Annotated in this window: 20 protein-coding genes; 13 read left to right on the top strand and 7 right to left on the bottom strand. The window is 70.9% G+C overall.

Going from position 1 to position 20,030, the window contains the following annotated elements; all coding sequences use genetic code 11:
* The first annotated feature begins 18 nt into the window (after positions 1 to 18).
* The 10 genes from accB to E2169_RS11560 all read left to right on the top strand — a co-directional run bounded on the left by accB (position 19) and on the right by E2169_RS11560 (position 10,058).
* Positions 19 to 498, top strand: a complete 480-nt coding sequence (gene accB, locus E2169_RS11515) for an acetyl-CoA carboxylase biotin carboxyl carrier protein (protein WP_132986757.1) — start codon at positions 19 to 21, stop codon at positions 496 to 498.
* Between the two features lie 11 nt (positions 499 to 509).
* Entirely contained in the window at positions 510 to 1,880 is a 1,371-nt protein-coding gene (gene accC / locus E2169_RS11520; protein WP_132986758.1) for an acetyl-CoA carboxylase biotin carboxylase subunit, read from the top strand.
* A 7-nt stretch (positions 1,881 to 1,887) separates the two neighbouring features.
* Positions 1,888 to 2,808, top strand: coding sequence for a 50S ribosomal protein L11 methyltransferase (prmA, locus tag E2169_RS11525; protein WP_132986759.1), 921 nt, complete (start codon positions 1,888 to 1,890; stop codon positions 2,806 to 2,808).
* Positions 2,809 to 2,848: 40 nt separating this feature from the next.
* The gene (locus E2169_RS11530; protein WP_132986760.1) at positions 2,849 to 3,886 is read left to right on the top strand and encodes a DUF3426 domain-containing protein; all 1,038 of its coding nucleotides are present in this window, start codon (positions 2,849 to 2,851) and stop codon (positions 3,884 to 3,886) included.
* An 87-nt stretch (positions 3,887 to 3,973) separates the two neighbouring features.
* The gene (gene fis, locus E2169_RS11535) at positions 3,974 to 4,246 is read left to right on the top strand and encodes a DNA-binding transcriptional regulator Fis (protein ID WP_132986761.1); all 273 of its coding nucleotides are present in this window, start codon (positions 3,974 to 3,976) and stop codon (positions 4,244 to 4,246) included.
* 79 nt (positions 4,247 to 4,325) lie between these two features.
* A complete protein-coding gene (purH, locus tag E2169_RS11540; protein ID WP_132986762.1) occupies positions 4,326 to 5,909 on the top strand; it encodes a bifunctional phosphoribosylaminoimidazolecarboxamide formyltransferase/IMP cyclohydrolase in 1,584 nt (527 codons plus the stop codon).
* Positions 5,910 to 6,012: 103 nt separating this feature from the next.
* Positions 6,013 to 7,314 carry a phosphoribosylamine--glycine ligase gene (gene purD, locus E2169_RS11545; protein WP_132986763.1) on the top strand — a complete coding sequence of 434 codons (1,302 nt, stop codon included), beginning with the start codon at positions 6,013 to 6,015 and terminating at the stop codon, positions 7,312 to 7,314.
* A 117-nt stretch (positions 7,315 to 7,431) separates the two neighbouring features.
* Positions 7,432 to 7,653: an AbrB/MazE/SpoVT family DNA-binding domain-containing protein gene (locus E2169_RS11550; RefSeq protein WP_132986764.1), complete on the top strand. Its 222-nt coding sequence runs from the start codon at positions 7,432 to 7,434 to the stop codon at positions 7,651 to 7,653.
* Between the two features lie 11 nt (positions 7,654 to 7,664).
* Entirely contained in the window at positions 7,665 to 8,093 is a 429-nt protein-coding gene (locus E2169_RS11555; protein ID WP_132986765.1) for a type II toxin-antitoxin system death-on-curing family toxin, read from the top strand.
* 54 nt (positions 8,094 to 8,147) lie between these two features.
* On the top strand, positions 8,148 to 10,058 hold the full coding sequence (locus E2169_RS11560) for an MFS transporter (RefSeq protein WP_132986766.1): 1,911 nt from the start codon (positions 8,148 to 8,150) through the stop codon (positions 10,056 to 10,058).
* An 87-nt stretch (positions 10,059 to 10,145) separates the two neighbouring features.
* On the opposite strand, the gene E2169_RS11565 is transcribed toward E2169_RS11560, so the two are convergent.
* The 4 genes from E2169_RS11565 to E2169_RS11580 are packed head-to-tail and all read right to left on the bottom strand — an operon-like array spanning position 10,146 to position 13,250.
* Entirely contained in the window at positions 10,146 to 11,111 is a 966-nt protein-coding gene (locus E2169_RS11565; protein ID WP_132986767.1) for a hypothetical protein, read from the bottom strand.
* Between the two features lie 44 nt (positions 11,112 to 11,155).
* Positions 11,156 to 12,052, bottom strand: coding sequence for an NAD(+) diphosphatase (nudC, locus tag E2169_RS11570; protein ID WP_132986768.1), 897 nt, complete (start codon positions 12,050 to 12,052; stop codon positions 11,156 to 11,158).
* A complete protein-coding gene (gene erpA, locus E2169_RS11575) occupies positions 12,049 to 12,426 on the bottom strand; it encodes an iron-sulfur cluster insertion protein ErpA (protein WP_132986769.1) in 378 nt (125 codons plus the stop codon). The genes nudC and erpA overlap by 4 nt, the downstream gene beginning before the upstream one ends.
* A 32-nt stretch (positions 12,427 to 12,458) precedes the next feature.
* Positions 12,459 to 13,250 (bottom strand): DUF6776 family protein, encoded by a 792-nt coding sequence (locus E2169_RS11580; RefSeq protein WP_132986770.1) that lies wholly within the window; start codon positions 13,248 to 13,250, stop codon positions 12,459 to 12,461.
* 67 nt (positions 13,251 to 13,317) lie between these two features.
* Between E2169_RS11580 and E2169_RS11585 the strand changes: the two genes are divergently transcribed.
* The 3 genes from E2169_RS11585 (at position 13,318) to E2169_RS11595 (ending at position 18,441) form a co-directional block, all read left to right on the top strand.
* Complete coding sequence (locus E2169_RS11585; protein ID WP_132986771.1) at positions 13,318 to 13,899, top strand: DUF4126 domain-containing protein; 582 nt, start codon at positions 13,318 to 13,320, stop codon at positions 13,897 to 13,899.
* 109 nt (positions 13,900 to 14,008) lie between these two features.
* The gene (locus E2169_RS11590) at positions 14,009 to 15,868 is read left to right on the top strand and encodes an EAL domain-containing protein (protein WP_229659170.1); all 1,860 of its coding nucleotides are present in this window, start codon (positions 14,009 to 14,011) and stop codon (positions 15,866 to 15,868) included.
* 2 nt (positions 15,869 to 15,870) lie between these two features.
* Positions 15,871 to 18,441, top strand: a complete 2,571-nt coding sequence (locus E2169_RS11595; RefSeq protein WP_132986772.1) for a hybrid sensor histidine kinase/response regulator — start codon at positions 15,871 to 15,873, stop codon at positions 18,439 to 18,441.
* A 34-nt stretch (positions 18,442 to 18,475) separates the two neighbouring features.
* Here E2169_RS11595 and bfr read toward each other — a convergent pair whose 3' ends face one another.
* From bfr to E2169_RS11610, 3 genes are all read right to left on the bottom strand, one after another.
* Entirely contained in the window at positions 18,476 to 18,946 is a 471-nt protein-coding gene (bfr, locus tag E2169_RS11600; protein WP_132986773.1) for a bacterioferritin, read from the bottom strand.
* A 166-nt stretch (positions 18,947 to 19,112) separates the two neighbouring features.
* Positions 19,113 to 19,319 (bottom strand): (2Fe-2S)-binding protein, encoded by a 207-nt coding sequence (locus tag E2169_RS11605; RefSeq protein WP_132986774.1) that lies wholly within the window; start codon positions 19,317 to 19,319, stop codon positions 19,113 to 19,115.
* A gap of 55 nt (positions 19,320 to 19,374) precedes the next feature.
* Positions 19,375 to 19,965 (bottom strand): RNA pyrophosphohydrolase, encoded by a 591-nt coding sequence (locus E2169_RS11610; protein WP_308422596.1) that lies wholly within the window; start codon positions 19,963 to 19,965, stop codon positions 19,375 to 19,377.
* Positions 19,966 to 20,030: the final 65 nt, after the last annotated feature.

A 20,030-nucleotide genomic window follows, 5' to 3' on the forward strand; every position in this document is an offset into this window, starting at 1 on the left:
CCCACCCGAGAGGCCCGCATGGACCTGAGAAAAATCAAGAAGCTGATCGACCTGCTCGAGGAATCCAACCTCGCCGAGATCGAGATCAAGGAGGGCGAGGAATCGGTGCGCCTGGCGCGTACGCCGCGCGCCGGCCATGCGCCACCCCAGCCCCAGTACGTGGCCGCCGACCCGCACCACGGCCAGGTCATGCCGATGCATTCGCCGGTCCAGGCCGCCACCGGCGGCCGCCCGGCCGAGCCCACCGGCCCGGTCCTGCCCGAGGGCCACGTCGTGCGCTCGCCGATGGTCGGCACCTTCTACGCCTCGCCGGCGCCGGACAAGCCGCCCTTCGTCACCGTCGGACAGGCGGTCAACGCCGGCGACACCCTGGCCATCGTCGAGGCGATGAAGATGTTCAACCCGATCGAGGCCGACGTCGGCGGCACCGTGCTCGCGATCATCGGCGAGAGCGGGCAGCCGGTCGAATTCGACCAGCCGCTGTTCGTGATCGGCTGAGGCGGGACGACATGCCCCTCGACAAGGTCGTCATCGCCAACCGCGGCGAGATCGCGTTGCGCATCCTGCGCGCCTGCCACGCGCTGGGCATCCGCACGGTCGCGGTGCACTCCACCATCGACCGCAACCTCAAGCACGTGGCCATGGCCGACGAGTCGGTCTGCATCGGCCCGGCGCCGTCGCCGCAGAGCTACCTCGACATGGCCAGCATCATCGCCGCCGCCGAGGTCACCGACGCCCAGGCCATCCACCCCGGCTACGGCTTCCTGGCCGAGAACGCCGACTTCGCCGAGCGCGTCGAGCAGTCGGGCTTCGTGTTCATCGGGCCCAAGGCCGACACCATCCGCCTGATGGGCGACAAGGTCGAGGCGATCAGGGCCATGCAGGCCGCAGGCGTGCCCTGCGTGCCCGGCAGCGGCGGCCCGCTGGGCGACGACGCGGCGGAGAACATCCGAATCGCGCGCGAGATCGGCTATCCGGTGATCGTGAAGGCCTCCGGCGGTGGCGGCGGCCGCGGCATGCGCGTGGTGCAGACCGAAGCCGCGCTGCCCGGCGCCGTGGCGACCACGAAGCAGGAGGCCAAGGCGGCCTTCGGCAACGACATGGTCTACATGGAGAAGTTCCTGGAGAACCCGCGCCACATCGAGATCCAGGTGCTCGCGGACGGCCAGGGCCACGCCATCCACCTCGGCGAGCGCGACTGCTCGATGCAGCGCCGCCACCAGAAGGTGGTCGAGGAAGCGCCGGCCCCGGGCATCACTCCGGAGATGCGCGAGGAGATCGGCCGCGTCTGCGTCGAGGCCTGCCTGCGCATCGGCTATCGCGGCGCCGGCACCTTCGAGTTCCTGTTCGAGGACGGCCGCTTCTACTTCATCGAAATGAATACGCGTATCCAGGTCGAGCACCCGGTCACCGAGATGGTCACCGGCATCGACCTGATCCGCGAGCAGCTGATGATCGCCGCCGGGCGCCCGCTGTCGATCCGCCAGGAGGACGTGGTGCTGCGCGGCCACGCCATCGAATGCCGCATCAACGCCGAGGATCCGGACAGCTTCCTGCCCTCACCGGGCCTGATCAAGCACTTCCACGCTCCCGGCGGGCCGGGCGTGCGCGTGGACAGCCACGTCTACGAGGGCTACCAGGTGCCCTCCAACTACGACTCGATGATCGGCAAGCTGATCGTGCACGGCGCCGACCGCGAGCAGGCGATCTGCCGCATGCGGGTGGCGCTGAGCGAAATGGTGATCGACGGCATCCGCACCAACATCCCGCTGCAGCAGCGGATCCTGTCGGACGGCGGCTTCGAGGAGGGCGGACGCAACATCCATTACCTGGAAAAGCGCCTGGCCGAGCGCAAGGAAAAGTCGCTCTCCATCTTGTGAGCACGCAATGCCCTTCCTCGAACTGACCCTGCACTGCCGCGAAGCCGAACAGCCGCGCTACGAGCATGCATTCGATGACGTCGGCGCGCTGGCGGTGACCATGCTCGATGCCGACGCCGGCACCCGCAACGAAGATGCGATCCTCGAACCCGGCGTCGGCGAGACGCCGCTGTGGGCCGCGATCACCCTGAGCGCGCTGTTCCCGCACGATGCCGATGCGCTGCTGCTGCTCGCCGCGCTGGAAAGCTTCGACCCCGGCCTCGACTGGAGCCGCGTCTCCTTCCGCAACGTCGAGGACCAGGACTGGGAGCGGGCGTGGATGGACCAGTACGTGCCGCTGCGCTTCGGGCAGCGCACCTGGATCGTGCCCTGGAACCACGAACTGCCCGCGGAAGCCGACGGCGCCACCGCCGCGGTGGTGCGCCTGGATCCGGGCCTGGCCTTCGGCTCCGGCACCCACCCCACGACCGCACTGTGCCTGCGCTGGCTTGACGGCCTGGCCGGCGAGGGCCTGATCGACGGGGCCCGCGTGCTCGATTTCGGCTGCGGCAGCGGCATCCTCGCGCTGGCCGCGCTCAAGCTCGGCGCCGCGCACGCCACCGGCATCGACAACGACCCGCAGGCGCTGCTGGCCACCGCCGACAACGCCGAACGCAACGCGGTCGGCGCGCGGCTTTCCGTGCACGCCCCCGACGATGCGCCCGGCGGCACCTGGCCGATCGTGGTCGCCAACATCCTCGCCTCGGCGCTCGACGCGCTGGCGGACACCATCGCCGCGTGCGTCGCGCCGGGCGGCCGACTGGCGCTGTCGGGCATCCTCGACGGCCAGCAGGCAGCGCTGCTGGAGCGCTATGGCCAGTGGTTCGAGGGGCTCGAGGTGGCCGCCGAAGGTGACTGGGTTCGCATTGACGGCATCCGCCGCCGCTGACGGCTGCCACCCGTGCACGGCGCATGCTTGAATAGCGCGCATGTTCGTCAACTGCCCGTTCTGTCGCGCACTGGTCGCCACCGATCCCGCGACCGACCTGCCCCCTGAACGCTGCCCGCGCTGTGCGGCGCAGCTGCGCGACATCCCGGGCGTGCAATCCGCGGCGGCGGTCGACAACACCCGCAGCGGCGTGGCCACGGCCATCACCGGGGTCTTCGACGAACAGAGCGTGGCGCAGGAAGACCTGGCCGCGCAGCCGGCGCTGTCCATCGCCACCCTGCTGCAGGTCGAGCCAGGGCCCGAACCGGCGTCGCAACCCGAGCCGGCGTCGCAACCCGAGCCGGAGCCGACGTCTGAAACCGGGCTTGAGCCGAAGTCCGAACCGGAGCCCGATTCCGATTCCGACTCCGACCTGGCAGCAAAGCCCGGGCCCGAATCCAGTCGCGACGCTACGCCCGGATCTGCCGGTACGCTCGACCCGCCTGCAGCAGGGGCCGACGCCGCGGCCGCCGCACCGTCCACGGCGCCCCTCGCACGCCCTCGCCGCGCCCCCGGCCGCGTGGCCCCCAGCTTCGCGCGCCGCCGCGCCGGCATCTCCTCCGACCGCGGAACCGGCCGCCGCTGGCTGATGCCCACGGCGATTGTCGGACTCTCGCTGCTTCTCGCGCTGCAGTGGCTGCTCGCCGACCGCGCGCGGCTGGCCGCCGACCCGGGATGGCGGCCCCTGGTCGCACGCGCCTGCGCGGTGCTGCAGTGCAGCCTGCCGCCCTGGCGCGAGCCGTCCGCCTTCGTGCTGCTGGAGCGCGACGTGCGCCCGCATCCCGATGCCGCCAATGCCCTGCGCATCACCGCCAGCTTCCGCAATGATGCCGCCTGGGCGCAGCCCTGGCCGGACGTGGTGCTGACGCTGTCCGACATCGATGGCCGCCCGCTGGGCACGCGCGCATTCACCGCCGCGGAATACCTCGACAGCGCACCGCCCTCCGCCATGCTCGACAGCGGCCAGGGCGCGGTGATCCGCATGGACGTGCTCGAACCCGGCCCCGGCGCGGTCGGCTTCGCCTTCGATTTCCACTGACCTCGCTGGCCAATGGCGGCCGTGGCAGCGTCGCGTTAGACTCGATGCCGATCGTGCGCGACGCGCGAGCATGCTTCCGGGATCCGATTGAACGCTGCCGACAACACCGAGCCGCAGGCCCGCGGCACGCAACGGGCGCCGTTGCGCGAGCACGTGGCGAACGCCGTGCGCCGCTACATCCGCGACCTCGATGGCTGCGACGCGGAAAACCTGTACGACATCGCCCTGCGCGAACTCGAGGTCCCGCTGTTCGTCGAAGTGCTCAACCACTGCGAAGGCAACCAGAGCCGCGCCGCCGCCATGCTCGGCATCCACCGCGCCACCCTGCGCCGCAAGCTGCGCGACTACGGGATCACCTGACGCCCGGGCCCCGGTGCAGCCGCCGGCCAGCCCGCCGCCGCGCCGTATAATCACGGCTTTCCCGCTGCCCTCCCACGCAATGACCACCGATCGCCTGCCCCTGCGCCGGGCCCTGCTGTCCGTGTCCGACAAGACCGGACTGGTTGAACTTGCCCACGCGCTTGCCGCGCGCGGCGTCGAGCTGCTGTCCACCGGCGGCACCGCCCGCGCCCTGCGCGAGGCCGGACTGGCCGTGCGCGATGTGTCCGAGGCCACCGGCTTCCCCGAGATGATGGACGGCCGGGTCAAGACCCTGCATCCGGTGGTCCACGGCGGCCTGCTCGGGCGCCTGGGCGTGGACGACGCGGTGATGGCCGAGCACGGCATCGGCGCGATCGACCTGCTGGTGCTGAACCTGTATCCCTTCGAAACCGTCACCGCGAAGGCCGGCTGCACGCTGGATGACGCCGTGGAGAACATCGACATCGGCGGCCCGGCGATGCTGCGCTCGGCGGCGAAGAATTTCGCGCGCGTCGCGGTGGCGACCGACCCGGCGCAGTACGCCGGCATCCTGGATGAGTTGGACGCCCATGAGGGCACGCTTTCGGCGCCGACACGCTTCGCGCTCTCGGTGGCGGCCTTCAACCGCGTCGCCCGGTACGACGCGGCGATCGGCAACTACCTCTCGGCGATCGGCGATGCCTCCGCTGCGGTGCCGGTGCGCGGCGAGTTCCCCGCGCAGATGCACACCAGCTTCGTGAAAGTGATGGACCTGCGCTACGGCGAGAACCCGCACCAGAGCGGCGCCTTCTACCGCGACCTGTACCCGGTACCCGGCACGCTGGCGACGTTCACGCAGCTGCAGGGCAAGGAGCTCAGCTACAACAACCTTGCCGACGCCGACGCGGCCTGGGAGTGCGTGCGCCAGTTCGAAGCCCCGGCCTGCGTGATCGTGAAGCACGCCAACCCCTGCGGCGTCGCCACCGCCGGCAGCGGCGGCGAGGCCTACGAGCGTGCCTATGCCACCGACCCCACCTCGGCCTTCGGCGGCATCCTCGCCTTCAACACCACGCTCGACGCGGCCACCGCGAAGGCGATCCTCGACCGCCAGTTCGTGGAAGTGCTGATCGCCCCGGATTACGAACCGGCCGCGCTCGACTACTGCGCGAAGAAGGCCAACGTGCGCGTGCTGCGCATCCCGCACGGCGACGGCATGAACAACTACGACAGCAAGCGCATCGGCTCGGGCCTGCTGCTGCAGGCCTCGGACAACCGTGGCATGAGCGCAGGCGAGCTGAAGCAGGTGACGAAGCGCGCGCCCACCGGGGCCGAACTGCGCGACCTGCTGTTCGCCTGGCGCGTGGCCAAGTTCGTGAAGTCCAACGCCATCGTGTACGCCAGGGACGACGCCACCGTGGGCGTGGGCGCCGGCCAGATGAGCCGCGTGTATTCCGCGCGCATCGCCGGCATCAAGGCCGCCGACGCCGGGCTGCAGGTGGAGGGTTCGGTGATGGCGTCCGACGCCTTCTTCCCGTTCCGCGACGGCCTCGACGCCGCGGCCGAAGCCGGCATCCGCGCGGTGATCCAGCCCGGGGGCTCGATGCGCGACGCGGAGGTGATCGCGGCGGCGGACGAGCATGGGATTGCGATGGTGTTTACCGGAGTGCGGCACTTCCGGCATTGATACCGACTGCGTCGGCATCAATCCCGGGGTTCGCGGCGCGAATCGCTCCCTGACTCGGGGAGCTACCCTCTTTCAACGATTCGACACGGCAGGTTGATGCGTCATGAAGATCCTCGTCATTGGCTCCGGGGGGCGCGAGCACGCGCTGGCGTGGAAGCTGGCGCATTCGGCCGGCGTGGATGACGTGCTGGTCGCGCCCGGCAACGCCGGCACCGCGGTCGAGGACCGCTGCCGCAACGTGGCGGTGAATGCCACCGACATCGAGGCGCTGCTGGCGCTGGCACGCGACGAAAGCGTGGCCTTCACCGTCGTCGGCCCGGAGGCGCCGCTGGTGGCCGGCGTGGTCGACCGCTTCCGCGCCGCGGGACTGCGCATCTTCGGGCCCACCGCCGCCGCCGCACAGCTGGAAGGCAGCAAGGCCTTCGCCAAGGACTTCCTTGCCCGCCACGGCATTCCCACCGCGCACTACGCGGTGTTCACCGATCTCGATCCCGCGCTGGCCTACCTGCGCGAAAAATCCATCGAAAGCGCGGGCGCACCGATCGTGGTCAAGGCCGACGGCCTGGCCGCAGGCAAGGGCGTGATCGTGGCGATGACGCTGGACGAGGCCGAGGCCGCGGTGCGCGACATGCTCGGCGGCAACGCCTTCGGCGAGGCCGGTGCGCGCGTGGTGATCGAGGAGTTCCTCGACGGCGAGGAGGCCAGCTTCATCGCCATGGTCGACGGCGCCACCGCGCTGCCGATGGCCACCAGCCAGGACCACAAGCGCGTGGGCGACGGCGACACCGGCCCCAACACCGGCGGCATGGGCGCCTATTCGCCCGCGCCGGTGGTCACGCCCGAAGTGCACGCACGCATCATGCGCGAGGTCATCGAACCGACCGTGCGCGGCATGGCGGCCGACGGCGTGCCGTTCACCGGCTTCCTCTACGCCGGGCTGATGATCGACGAAGCCGGCGCGCCCAAGGTGATCGAGTTCAACGTCCGCTTCGGCGACCCCGAGACCCAGCCGATCATGATGCGCCTGCGCTCGGACTTCGCCGCGCTCATCGAAGCCGGCATCGACGGCGCGCTCGACGGCGTCGCTGCGGACTGGGACCCGCGCCCGGCGCTGGGCGTGGTGATGGCCGCCGAAGGCTATCCCGCCACGCCGCGCACGGGCGATGCGATCAACAGCCTCGACGTACCCGACGTTCCGGAGACCAAGGTCTTCCACGCAGGCACCCGGCTCGAGGGCGCCCAGGCCGTGACCGCCGGCGGCCGCGTGCTCTGCGTCTGCGCGCTGGGCGACACCGTCGCCGACGCCCAGGCGCAGGCCTATGCCGAGGTCGCGGGCGTCTCCTGGCCGGGCGAGTTCCACCGGCATGACATCGGCTGGCGGGCAATCGCACGCGAGCGCGGCTGAACCACCCCGCGCGCGGCGGTCGCACCCATCCGGCGATCGCCAAGGCCTCGACGCAACTGGCAACTGCTCACCACCCCGATATAACATGCGTTATTACACGCATCCGGGATGCTCTCCATGAAGCTCAAGATCACCGCCATCGGCAACTCTGCCGGCGTCATCCTGCCCAAGGATCTGCTGGCCCGGCTGCGGCTGGAGAAGGGCGACACGCTTTACGCGCTGGAAACCCCCGACGGCGTGCGCCTGACCGCGTTCGATCCGGAGCTGGCTGCGCAGATGGACGTGGCCGAGGACATCATGCGCAAAGACCGCGACGTCCTGCGCAAGCTGGCCCGGTAGGGGACATCGCCATGATCATCTGGATCACGCGGCCGCTCGCCATCGCCATCCACGAGCGCCAGTTGGCCGAACACGGCGGCGGCACTGGAGTGCGCGACGAAAGACTGCTCGACTCCGCACTGGCACGGCCGCAGCAATTGCACGCCTACAGCGCCCCCCAGGCCGATCTCGCCGCGTTGGCAGCGAGCCTGGCCCATGGCCTGGCCCGCAACCATCCTTTCGTGGACGGCAACAAGCGCACGGCGCACGTCTGCTATCGCGTGTTCCTCGCCCTCAACGATGTCGAACTCGATGCGAACGAGGAAGAAAAGTACGTGCAGATGCTGACCCTCGCCGAAGGCCGCCTGCCCGAGGCCGACTTCGCCGACTGGCTGCGCATGCACCTGCGCTCGCGCTCGGGCGACGCAGTCCACGAGGCACGCAAGGCCTACGCGGGCTGACGCCGCCCCGTCGCGGCCGTCTGCTAGTCTCGCCACGCACCCTCCGGAGCCCGCATGGCGTACAACCAGTTCCAGCTGCTGCGCGAGCGGCGCTTCCTGCCCTACTTCGCCGTGCAGGCGCTGGGCGCCTTCAACGACAACGTCTACCGCCAGGCCATCATCGGCCTGCTGTTCTACCTGGGCGTCGACGCGGAGCAGCGCACGCTCTACACCAACCTCGCGCCGGCGCTGTTCATCGCGCCCTACTTCCTGTTCTCGGCGATCGCAGGGCAGTTCGCCGAGAAGCTGGAGAAGCAGCGCCTGATCCGCATCACCACGGCGATGGAGATCGGGATCATGACGCTGGCCGGCATCGGCTTCCTGCTCGGCAACATGCCGCTGCTGCTGGTGGCGCTGTTCGCGACCGGCATGCAGTCGACGCTGTTCGGGCCGGTGAAGTATTCGATCCTGCCCGCGGTGCTCAAGCCCGAGGAACTCACCGGCGGCAACGGCCTGGTGGAGATGGGCACCTCGCTGTCGATCCTGGCCGGCATGATCTACGGAGGACTGATCTTCCAGGTCGCGGGCACCTGGGGCGCGGAAGCGGCCGCGGCCTCGGTGATCGCGCTGGCGGTCACCGGCAACCTGGTCGCACGGCTGATCCCGCGGGTGGACGCCGGTGCGCCGGAGCTCCAGGTCAACTGGAATCCGGTGCCGGAGTCGGTCCGCATCTGGAAGCTCACCCGGCGCACGCCGGCGGTGAAACACGCGATCCTGGGCGTGTCCTGGTTCTGGTTCGTCGGCACGGTGCTGACCGCGCAGCTGCCCAACTACGCCGAGCTGCACCTGGGCGCGCCGGAGCGCTCCACCAGCCTGTACATCTTCGGGCTGGCGCTGTTCTCCATCGGCGTCGGCACGGGGTCGCTGCTATGCGAGAAGCTCTCAGCACGCACGGTCGAGATCGGCCTGGTGCCCCTGGGCGCGCTGGGCATCAGCGCCTTCATGCTCGACCTCTACTTCGCGCGCAGCGGGCTGGCGCCGCAGTCGGGGCTCGACATCGCCGCCTTCCTGGCAGGCGACAACGGCTGGCGCATCGCCGTCGACCTCGTCGGCATCGGCTTCTCCTGCGGCCTGTTCATCGTGCCGCTGTTCGCCCTGATCCAGAGCCGCACGCCGAAGGACGAGATGGCACGCGTGTTCGCCGGCCTGAATATCCAGAACTCGGCCTTCATCGTCACCGCGGCGGTGACCGGACTCGTGCTGCAGCAGGTCTTCGGCTGGAGCATCCCGCAGGTATTCCTGGCAGTCGCGATCGCCAACCTGCTGGTCGCGACCTGGATCTTCACCATCGTGCCCGAGTTCGCGATGCGCTTCGTCAGCTGGCTGCTGGTGCGCACGCTGTACCGTCTGGAGCTGCACGGCATCGAGCGCCACGTGCCCGACGAGGGCCCGGCGCTGCTGGTCTGCAACCACGTCAGCTACATGGACGCGCTGATCCTGGCGGCGAGCGTTCCGCGGCCGGTACGCTTCGTCATGTACTACCGCATCTTCCAGATCCCGGTGATGCGCTGGATCTTCCGCGCCGCGGGCGCGATCCCGATCGCCAGCCCCAGGGAGGACCTGGCGATGATGGAACGCGCCTTCGACGCCATCGACGCGGCGCTGGCGGCGGACGAACTGGTACTGATCTTCCCCGAGGGCCGGCTGACCACGGACGGCTCCATTACGCGATTCAAATCGGGCGTCGAGCGCATCCTCGAGCGGCGTCAGGTACCGGTGGTGCCGATGGCGCTGCGTGGCATGTGGAGCAGCATGTGGAGCCGACGCAGCGCATCGGCCGCCAGCGGACGCATGGCCCGCATGCGCGTGCCGCGCCGCTTCCGCGCCCACGTGGCAGTGATGGCCGACGCACCGGTCCCCGGCGGCGAAGCCACCGCCGCGTCACTTGAAGCACAGGTACGCCAGCTGCGCGGCGACCACGCCTGAGGCACGGCAACGCTGCAGGAGCAGCTACAGCTGCGACCTGCCCTTTGAAAACGGCCATCGCAAGGCCGGTCGCTACAGCACGCGGGATCAGTTGACCCAGCCGGCGACGACGAACAGGGCCAGCACCGCCAGCCAGGCCAGCAGCACGCGCCAGACCAGGGACATGGCGTCGCGCATGGCCTGGCCGAGCGGGGCGTCCACGACGCTCGCCATCGGAACGTCCAGCGGCGGCACGCCGGCATCGCCGGGGTCGACTTCGGGCGGTGCCTCCGCAGGGGCCGCGGCGGCGGCCGCATCCTCGGCGTCCTCATCGAGCTCCTGCCGTACGCTGGCGCGCCCGGCGGCCGCAAGCACGCGCGTGGCCAACTGCAGGCCCGCGCCGCCGGCCGCCTTCCAGGCCGAGACCACCACGTCGAAGTTGCCCACCAGCGCCAGCGACAGCGCCATCAGCTGCGCCACCGGCCAGTCGAGCAGCACCAGCAGTTTACGCGCGCCTTCCACCGTGCCCTCGGGCAGGTAGAGCGCCGGCTCGTCCTCGGCGGCGATCGCGACCAGGCGATACAGCAGGGCGCCGACCGCGCCCAGCACCACGAACCAGAACAGCACCCCGAACCACCGCCGCAGCGCCGCGATGAAGACACGGCCGATCTCGTCGCCGCCGTCCGCGGCCCCGGTCGCGGCTGGCGGCCGCAGACGCGCCAGCGCCTCGCGGCGCTCGGCGGAATCCTCCGCATCGACCACCGCGGCCACGTCGACATCGAGGTCGCGCGGGCCCCAGGCGTAGAACACCATGGCGACGCCGAACAGCAGCGCCGGCAGGCCGAACACGGCACCGTCCAGCGCCCACTGCAGCAGGCCGACCAGCAACACCACCGGCACCAGCGCCAGCAGCAGGCCCCAGTGGCCGCGCCAGAAACCATCGTCGCGGAAGCGACGGTCCAGCCACTGCAGCAGCGCGCGGTACCAGCCGTCGTCGCGCACCGCGGCGGCGAACGAAGGCGCCAGGTGCCCCAGCACCAGCGCGACCACCACGGCGAACAGGGTCGAGAACATGCCGCGATTCTAGCGCCGACGGCCGTCCGCGGCGGGCACCGCGCTCAACGGCCGGCGTGCCAGCGCTCGATCAGCCAGCGCGAGATGGAGATCGAGGGCGACAGCAGCAGGCCCTCCGGCCCGGACTCTCCGCGCAGCGCGGCGCCGACCTCGTCGCGGCTGAACCAGCGCGCGTCCTCGAGCTCGTCACTGGGGCAGTGCGGCTCGTCGGGCTCCGCCTCGGCCTCGAAGCCGAGCATCAGCGACGAGGGGAACGGCCAGGGCTGCGAGGCCAGGTAACGGCAGCCACGCACGCGCACCGACGATTCCTCGAACACCTCGCGCACCACGGTCTGCTCCAGCGACTCGCCCGGCTCCACGAAGCCGGCCAGCACCGAGTAGCGCCGCGGCGCCCAGCCCGGTCCGCGCCCCAGCAGCAGGCGTTCGCCGTCGCTGACGGCGACGATCATCGCCGGGTCGGTGCGCGGGTAGTGCTCCAGCCCGCAGCCGCCGCAGCGGCCCAGCCAGCCCGCGCGCAGGAACGCGAGCGCGCTGCCGCAGGCGCCACAGTACCGGTGTCGCGCGCGCCAATGCAGCACCGCCCGTGCCTGGGCGAAGGCGGTGGCCTCGAAGTCCGGCCATTGCGCGGCCGCGCTGCGCAGGTCGATGGGGGACGCCTCCGGCTCGACGCTACCCGCGTCGTCGGCACGCACCGCGAACCAGCCCTCTTCGCCGCGCAGGCCCAGGAACAGCGCGTCGCCGGGAGCGTCGGCCAGCTCCGCCGCGCGCGACGCGAGCAGCGCGCCGTCGGCGGTGGCGCGCGCGCGCCCTTCGGCATCGAGCACGAGCGCACGCCCTTCCGCCCAGAGCCGGGCGAGGGCATCGCGGTCGTCACGGAGGTTTTCGGCGCGGTCCAGCGGCGCCTCGACGAAGGCGAACGGCGCAGTGCGCCGCGGACTCATGCGGTGAAGCTGCTCCCGCAGCCGCAGGTCGACTTCGCGTTGGGATTGCGGATGGTGAACTGCGCGCCGTTCAGGCTTTCGACGTAATCCACCGCCGCGCCCATCAGGTACTGCAGGCTGAGCGGATCGACCAGCAGCGTCACGCCGTCGGTGGCCACGGCCAGGTCGTCCTCGCCCTGCTCTTCGTCGAACTCGAAGCCGTACTGGAAGCCGGAGCAGCCGCCGCCCTGGATGTAGACGCGCAGCTTGAGGGCGTCGTTGCCCTCTTCGGCGATCAGTTCGCGCACCTTGGCCGCGGCCGCGGGCGTGAAGTCCAGCGGACGTTCGAGCGCCTGGTAGCCGGGAACGGAGAGATCGATGGTGGTGGTACTCATGCCATCAAGCATGGGGGGTGCCGCGGCCGGCTTCAAGCGTCCGGTGCGGAACGCGGCGTCGCCGCAACGGCCTCGGCCCAGGTGAACGACTCCTCGACCGCCGCGCCGCGGGGCGGCGCCAGGCGCACGATCACGCGCAGTGGCTTGAAATCCGCCGGCAGCATCAGGTCGCCTTCGACCTGCTGGAAGTACTTGAATGAATACTCCACGCCGGGCGCGTCCTCGAGCTGGCGCAGGTCGGTCCACGCCAGGCGTTCCAGGCTGTCGTTGCGCGAGCCTTCCACGGCCACGGTCAGGCTGCCGCTGCTTACCGCCGCCCGGTTCAGGGTCTGGGTCAGCGTGGCGGTGAAGTGCCAGGCACCCTCGCCCTGCGACTGCAGGCGCAGGCCGTGCACGGTCAGGCCGCGGCGCTGGCTGGTGCTCCCGACCAGGCGTTCATAGAAGGCGACGTCGGCGCGGAGCGCGGAAATCTCCTCGTCGCGCTCGGCGAGCGTGCCCTGCAGGTCCTGGTTGGCGTCACGGCTGACCTGGTCCGAGCGCGCCAGCGTGGCCACCTCCTGGCGCAGGCCCTCGATCTCGGCGCGCAGCGCGGCGTCATCGCCGCGCCCGCTGCCATTGGACACCGTCCACGCGCCCCAGACGCCGAACAGCAGGCACGCCGCGAGCACGGCCAGCAGCAGCGCGTGCGCGCGCGGGTGCGGGTGTTCGGGCGGCGCAGCGCCGTCTGGTCGCACAGGCGGCGGCAATCCCTCGGGGGTCGGGGACGCGGGTGGCGCTTCGGCGGGCTGCGGCGTCTCGGGCATCCGCGCATGGTAGCGCTCCACGGCCCGGCACCGGGAGCATCCGACCCCGCATATACTCCGCGCCATTGCAGCCCGCGGGAGCGCGGCCATGTCAGAAGCCCATCTCTTCGCCGCCGGCGTCCTGCTCGCCTGGCTGGCCGGCGTCCGCGTCTACCTCACCGTATTCGGCGTCGGCCTGGCCGGCGCCTTCGGGTGGCTGGATCTTCCCGCGGCGCTTGAAGTCACTGCGTCGCCCTGGGTGCTGGGCGTCTCCGGCGTCCTGGCGGTGGTCGAGTTCTTCGCCGACAAGATCCCCGGTGTCGACTCCGGCTGGGACCTGCTGCAGACCCTGGCGCGGGTGCCGGCCGGCGCCTTCCTCGCCGCGGCCACGCTGTCGCCCGATGGCGACCTGTCGGCCGGCATGCTCGCCACCGGTGCCGGCGTGGCCCTCGGCAGCCACGCGCTCAAGGCCGGCAGCCGGGTGCTGATCAACGCATCGCCCGAACCGCTGAGCAACATCGGCGCCTCGGCCACCGAGGACATCGCCGCCATCGGCCTGCTGGCCCTGGCGCTGGCCAATCCGATGCTGGCGCTCGGCATCGCGCTGAGCCTGAGCCTGGTGCTTGCGCTGGCCCTGTGGTGGGTGTGGCGGCGGCTGTTCAGGCGTCGCCCGGTCGCCGGCGCGGACTGAGCGCGACGCGCGTCGCACGCCCCCGGCTCCGGTTCGTTGTAGGCTTGGCGATTCGGGGGACGCGCTGGACGCGGCGGGCCTCCGTTTTCGCCCACGGAGGAGCCCCGCAGTGAGCGCAGCACCCGGCACACGGTCCCTGGCGGGCACCGGCACGACAGCGCCACTGCCCGTGCCGGCCCGCGCCGAGTTCCCACCGGCCGGCTACTGGCGCCGCTGGTGCGAAGACGCTGCCTCCCCGGTGTCCGTGCGCATCGACCTGCCCCCGGCGGAGCCGCCTCCGCCGGCCGTCACTCCGCCGGTCGCCGCCGACGGCAGCACCGAGGCGCCCTACCGCGTACTGGTGGTCGAGGACGACCTCAGCCAGGCCCTGTTCGCCGAGAGCGTACTGAGCGGCGCCGGCATGCAGGCCGCCGTGGTCTCGGTGGCAAACGAAGTGATGGCCTCGCTGGACGCCTTCCGCCCCGACCTGGTGCTGATGGACCTGCACATCCCGGGCATGGACGGCGTCGAACTCACCAACCTCATCCGCAACCACGAGGCGCACGGGCACGTGCCGATCGTGTTCCTCACCGGTGACCCGGACCCCGAGCGCCAGTTCGAAGCCCTCGAAACCGGCGCCGACGACTTCCTCACCAAGCCCGTGCGTCCGCGCCACCTCATCGCCGCGGTGCAGAGCCGCGTGCGCCGCGCACGCGTGCTCCAGCGCGAGCGCAGCGGCAGCGGCCGCCATCCCGTCACCGGCCTGTACACCCGCTCGCACATGCTGCAGCGCCTGAATTCGGTGATCCCCGGCGACGGCAAGGGCGCGCTGTACATGGTCGAGGTCGCCGGCATCGGTGCCCTGCGCGACCGCTACGGCTATGCCGGCCTGGAACAGCTGCTCACCGATGCCGCGGGCCGCATCGGCGCAGCCGCGGCCGGGCACGCCGTGTCGCGCCTGAGCGACAGCATCTACCTGGTCCACGCCGCGGGAGTCGCCACCGACCAGCTTCCCGAAAGCGCGCGCGCCCTGCGCGACGCCCTCGGCCGCGAAGGCTTCACCGTGAACGATGAATCGGTGCGCCTGCGCGCCTTCGTCGGCTATACCACCCTGGCCCATGCCTATGGCGATGCCAGCAGCGCGCTGGCCGCGGCCGAGCGCGCCCTGCGCGAGGCCCGCGCCCAGCCCACCGCGGTGGCCGGCTACCAACCACCGCGCCAGCGCGACCACGATCAGGCCGTGGCCGAGTCCGTGCGCCAGGCGCTGGCCGACAACCGCTTCGAACTCGCGTTCCAGCCGGTGGTGGCCGTGGCCGGCGGCGACGAGGCCCAGTTCCAGACCCTGCTGCGCATGCGCCGGGACGACGGCAGCCTGCTGCCCGCGGCGGAGTTCCTGCCCGCCGCCGATGCCGCCGACCTCATGCACGACATCGACGCGTGCGTGCTCGAGCTGGCCGTGACGGTGCTGCACCAGCGCGCGGAGGCGGGCAAGCCGGTGCGCCTGTTCGTCTCGCAGTCCGCGCGCAGCCTGGCCCGCGACGGCCACGCCGACCATGTGCTGGGCATGCTCGCCGCCTACGGCGTGGAGGGCGAACGGATCGTGATCGACGTTCGCCAGGACGAGGCCCTGATCCATGCCCTTGCCCTGCGCGAATTCTGCGACGCCATGGTCCCCGCGGGCGTGCAGCTGTGCCTGGGCCAGTACCAGTCCGGCCGCGAGGCCGACGCCCTGCTCGGCCAGCTGCCGCTGGGCTACGTGCGCCTGGCGTCGCGCTATTCGCAGAAACTCGACGATCCTTCGGCACGCGACGCGATGCGCGAGGCAATCGAGCGCGCACACCGCCTCGGCCTGTACGTCATCGGCCAGCAGGTGGAGGATCCGCAGGCCGCGGCCACGCTCTGGATGAGCGGCGTCGACTTCATCCAGGGCAACCTGGTGCAGCAGGCGGCGGGCGGACTGGACTACGACTTCGACCACTCGGTGCTCTGAAGATGCTGACACGTGGACGGCCCTCGGCCCTGATGTTCCGCTGGCTCGCCCTGGGGGCGGCCGCCGGCGCCGCGCTGACCCTGGTGCTGGACGTGTTCGGGCTCGAAGGTCCCTGGCAGCATGCGGCGCTGGTGCTGGTGCTGCTGGTGCTGTTCGCGGTCATCGCCATCCACGTCAGCGTGCGCAAGCGCGACCAGGAGATGGACGAGGCCGACGAACGCGCGCGCCGCGACGAAACGGTGATGGAGCAGCTCCAGGCGCAGATCGACCAACACACCCAGCTCGAATCCCAGCTGCGCCATGCCAAGCAGGCGGCGGAATCGGCGGTGATGGCCAAGGGCGAGTTCCTGGCCACCATGAGCCACGAGATCCGCACCCCGCTCAACGGCATCGTGCCGATGCTCGACCTGCTGATGCATGCGCAGCTCGCCGCCGACCATGCCGAGCTGGTGCGCACGGCGTACACCTCGTCGCAGCAGATGCTGCGCATCGTCGACGACATCCTCGACTACTCCAAGCTCGAGGCCGACAAGCTCGAGCTCGAGACCACCGGCTTCAACCTGCGCGAGCTGCTCGAGGGCGTGATGCATCTGATGGACCGCCCCGCCCAGGGCAAGGGCCTGCGCATGAGCCTCGACATCGACCCGGCCGTGCGCCTGGCCGTGCGCGGCGATCCGGTGCGCATGCGCCAGGTGCTGGGCAACCTGGTGTCGAACGCGGTGAAGTTCACCGAGCGCGGCTCGGTGTCGATGACCGTGCGCCGCATCGGCGAGACCGCCGCCCAGCACCAGCTGCGCTTCGAAGTGCGCGACAGCGGCATCGGCATCGCGCCCGCCTCGCAGGCGCGCCTGTTCCAGGCCTTCAGCCAGGCCGATGCGTCCACCACCCGCCTCTACGGCGGCACCGGCCTGGGCCTGGCGATCTCCAAGCGCATCGTCGACCTGATGGGCGGGCGCATCGGCGTGGAATCCGAGCCCGGGCACGGCGCGACCTTCTGGTTCGAGATCCCCCTGCTCAAGGCCGCCGGCGACATGCCGAGCAGCGCCGAGGACAGCGCCGCCCGCGGCCGCCTGCTCCTGCTCAGCGCGGACCCGCGCCTGCGCCTGCGGCTGTCGATGCTGCTGCCCAACTGGGGCCTGCGCGTGAGTTCGGTCGAGACCACCCAGGAAGCCCTGGACCGCCTGCGCGCAGCCGCCAACCAGGGCGCGCCCTGGGCCTATTCCCTCGTGCTGGCGGATCTCGCCGGCATGCGCAGCACCGCGGTGGCCCTGCACCGCAACCTCGGCCGCCAGGCCGTGTACGGCAACCTCAAGCTGGTCTGCCTGTACGGAGACGACCCGGTCCCCGAAGAGCTGCAACGCAGCGTCACGCTACTCAGCCGGCAGGCCCCCGATGCCGATCTCCGTGCCGCCCTGCTGGGCGGGAATGTCGCACAGACACCGGACAACGCCAGGGAATCCACCGCAATGGCCACCGCCAACACACCGCCGCCCTCCACCGCACCCGTGCGCGCCGCGCGCGTGCTGCTGGTCGAGGACAACCCCGTGAACCTGATGGTGGGCCAGCGCCTGCTGTCGGTGCTCGGCATCACCTGCGACACCGCCAGCAACGGCGAAGCCGCCCTGCTGCGCATGGAAGCCTCGCGCTACGACATCGTGCTGATGGACTGCCAGATGCCGGTCATGGACGGCTACACCGCCACCCGCCGCTGGCGCGAGATTGAGGAGGCCGCCGGCGACGGCCGCCACGTGCCGATCATCGCCATGACCGCCAACGCCATGGCCGGTGACCGCCAGAAGTGCCTGGACGCCGGCATGGACGACTACCTCGCCAAGCCCGTGACCCGCAGCGAGCTCGAGCGCACGCTGGCGCGCTGGTGGAATGCCGAGACGGCCGCGCTCGCCGCGCAGCGCGAGTCGTACGAGGTGGATCCGGACACCGGCGACATGATCGAGTACGGCGACGGGGCCGAGGAGATCGTCGAGTTCGTGGACGAGATCCCGCCAGTGGCCGAACCCGACGCGCCCGACCTCGCGCCCGTGCAGGAATGGGGCCGGTTCGATGCGCCGATGGATGTCCATGCACCCGCGGCGGCTGCGCCCTCGCTGGCGGTGTTTCCAACGCCGGCCGCACCGCCGCCAGCCCCGGCCCCTCCTGCACCTGCACCTGCACCTGCACCTGCACCGGCGCCCGCGGCGATTTCGGCGGTGCCGCCACCACCGGTCCTGCCACCGGTGCTCGACCACGAAATCCTCGACGAACTCCGCGCCATGCTCGGCGGCGACCTCGACCACCTGGTCGACGTCTTCCTGGCCGACACCCCGCGCCTGATCGGCACCCTCGAGCAGGCGGCCACCGGCCCGGATTACGAAGCCCTGCGCGACGCCGCGCACTCGCTGAAGTCGTCCAGCGCCAACCTGGGCGCGATGTCGCTGTCGGCCGCAGCCAAGCGCGTGGAGCTTGGCGCCCGCGAGCGCCTGCTCGAACGCCCCGCCGTGGCGGTGGCGCTGGTGGCCAACGAGTTCAACAGGGCCCGCGCGGCGCTGAAAGCGGCGAGCCAGGCGCAGGCCTGAGCGGCCTGCGCGGAGGATGCAGGACCGGGCGGCGTCAGCCGCCCATCTTCGACTGCAGGTAGTTCTGTTCGCCGACGCGGTCGATCAGGTCGAGCTGGGTCTCGATCCAGTCCACGTGCTCTTCCTCGGAGTCGAGGATGTCCTTGAACAGGCGGCCGCTGGTGTAGTCCTTGATGCTGTCGCAGTACTCGATGGCCTCGCGAAGCACGGGCAGGCCGTCGAGCTCCAGCGACAGGTCGCACTCGAGGATCTCGCGCGGCGACTCGCCCACGCGCAGCTTGCCCAGCGCCTGGAAGTTCGGCAGCCCTTCGAGGAACAGGATGCGGTCCGCCAGCTGGTCGGCGTGCTTCATCTCGTCGATCGATTCCTCGTACTCGTGCTTGGCGAGGTCTTCGAGGCCCCAGTTCTTCAGCATCTTGGCGTGCAGGAAGTACTGGTTGATCGCGGTGAGTTCGTTGAACAGCGCCTGGTTGAGGTACTTGATGACCTGGGGATCGCCCTTCATGGCATGCCTCCGGCTGGCGTGGGGAAGATGCCGGGGACTCTAGCGCCAACCGGCGCGGCATGCCGGAACGCGAATCGTGATCATCCCCAACCGCATCCGGGCGGGGCGAGGCCAGCGGTGGGCCGGGGAGGCGCCAGTTTGCGCGGAGCGCCCGGAGGCGCGTGCCTCAGGCCGCGTTGGCGAGGGGCAGGACCTGCACGGCCTTGCGGGCAGCGGCGGCGTCTTCCAGCAGGCCGGTTGCAGTGCCGACGCAGCTTCCGCAGGCAGCGCCACAACCCGTGCGCATGGTGAGCTCGGTCATGCTGCCGCAGCCCGCGGCCGCGGCCTCGCGGATCTCATGGTCGGTGACCCCGTTGCAGACACAGACGTACACGGCGTACTCGGAGAATTGGGACGCCGATGATTGTCATGGAGAATGAGAATGATTGTCAATCCTGCGCGACGGGGCGACGTGCCGGCCCCGGACCCTGCCCCGCCGCCCGGGCCGACCGGCCGCGGGACCGCTGCGCCTCGAGGCTGATCGTCGGCACCGCCCGGGGCCCGGCCACCTCCCGGGCAAAGTGGGCGAGGTGCTGCAGGGCGCGGGCATAGACGCCGCGCTTGAAGGTGACCACGTGCTCCAGCGGGTACCAGAAGTCCACCCAGCGCCAGTGGTCGAACTCGGGCTTGTCGGTCAGGTCCAGGCGCAGGTCGGCGTCGGCCCCGGTGAAGCGGAGCAGGAACCAGACCTGCTTCTGGCCGATGCAGACCAGGCGGTCGTTGCGACGGATGGCGCGCGACGGCAGCCGGTAGCGCAGCCAGCCCGGCGTGGCCCCAAGCACGTCGACGTGGCCGGGCAGCAGCCCGGTCTCCTCCTGGAGCTCGCGGTACATGGCCTCGATCGGCGTCTCGTCGGAGTTCATCCCGCCCTGCGGGAACTGCCAGCCGTCGCGGCGCACGCGGCGCGCCCAGAACACCCGGCCATCCGGGTGCATCAACACAATGCCCACGTTGGGGCGATAGCCGTCCGGATCGATCACGATGCGGACTCCTGAGGTCTTTCGACGCTTCCAGCGTCACTGCGACCGACTCTGCCACGGGCCGC

It is taken from the genome of Luteimonas terricola, assembly GCF_004352845.1.
GTDB lineage: Bacteria > Pseudomonadota > Gammaproteobacteria > Xanthomonadales > Xanthomonadaceae > Luteimonas > Luteimonas terricola.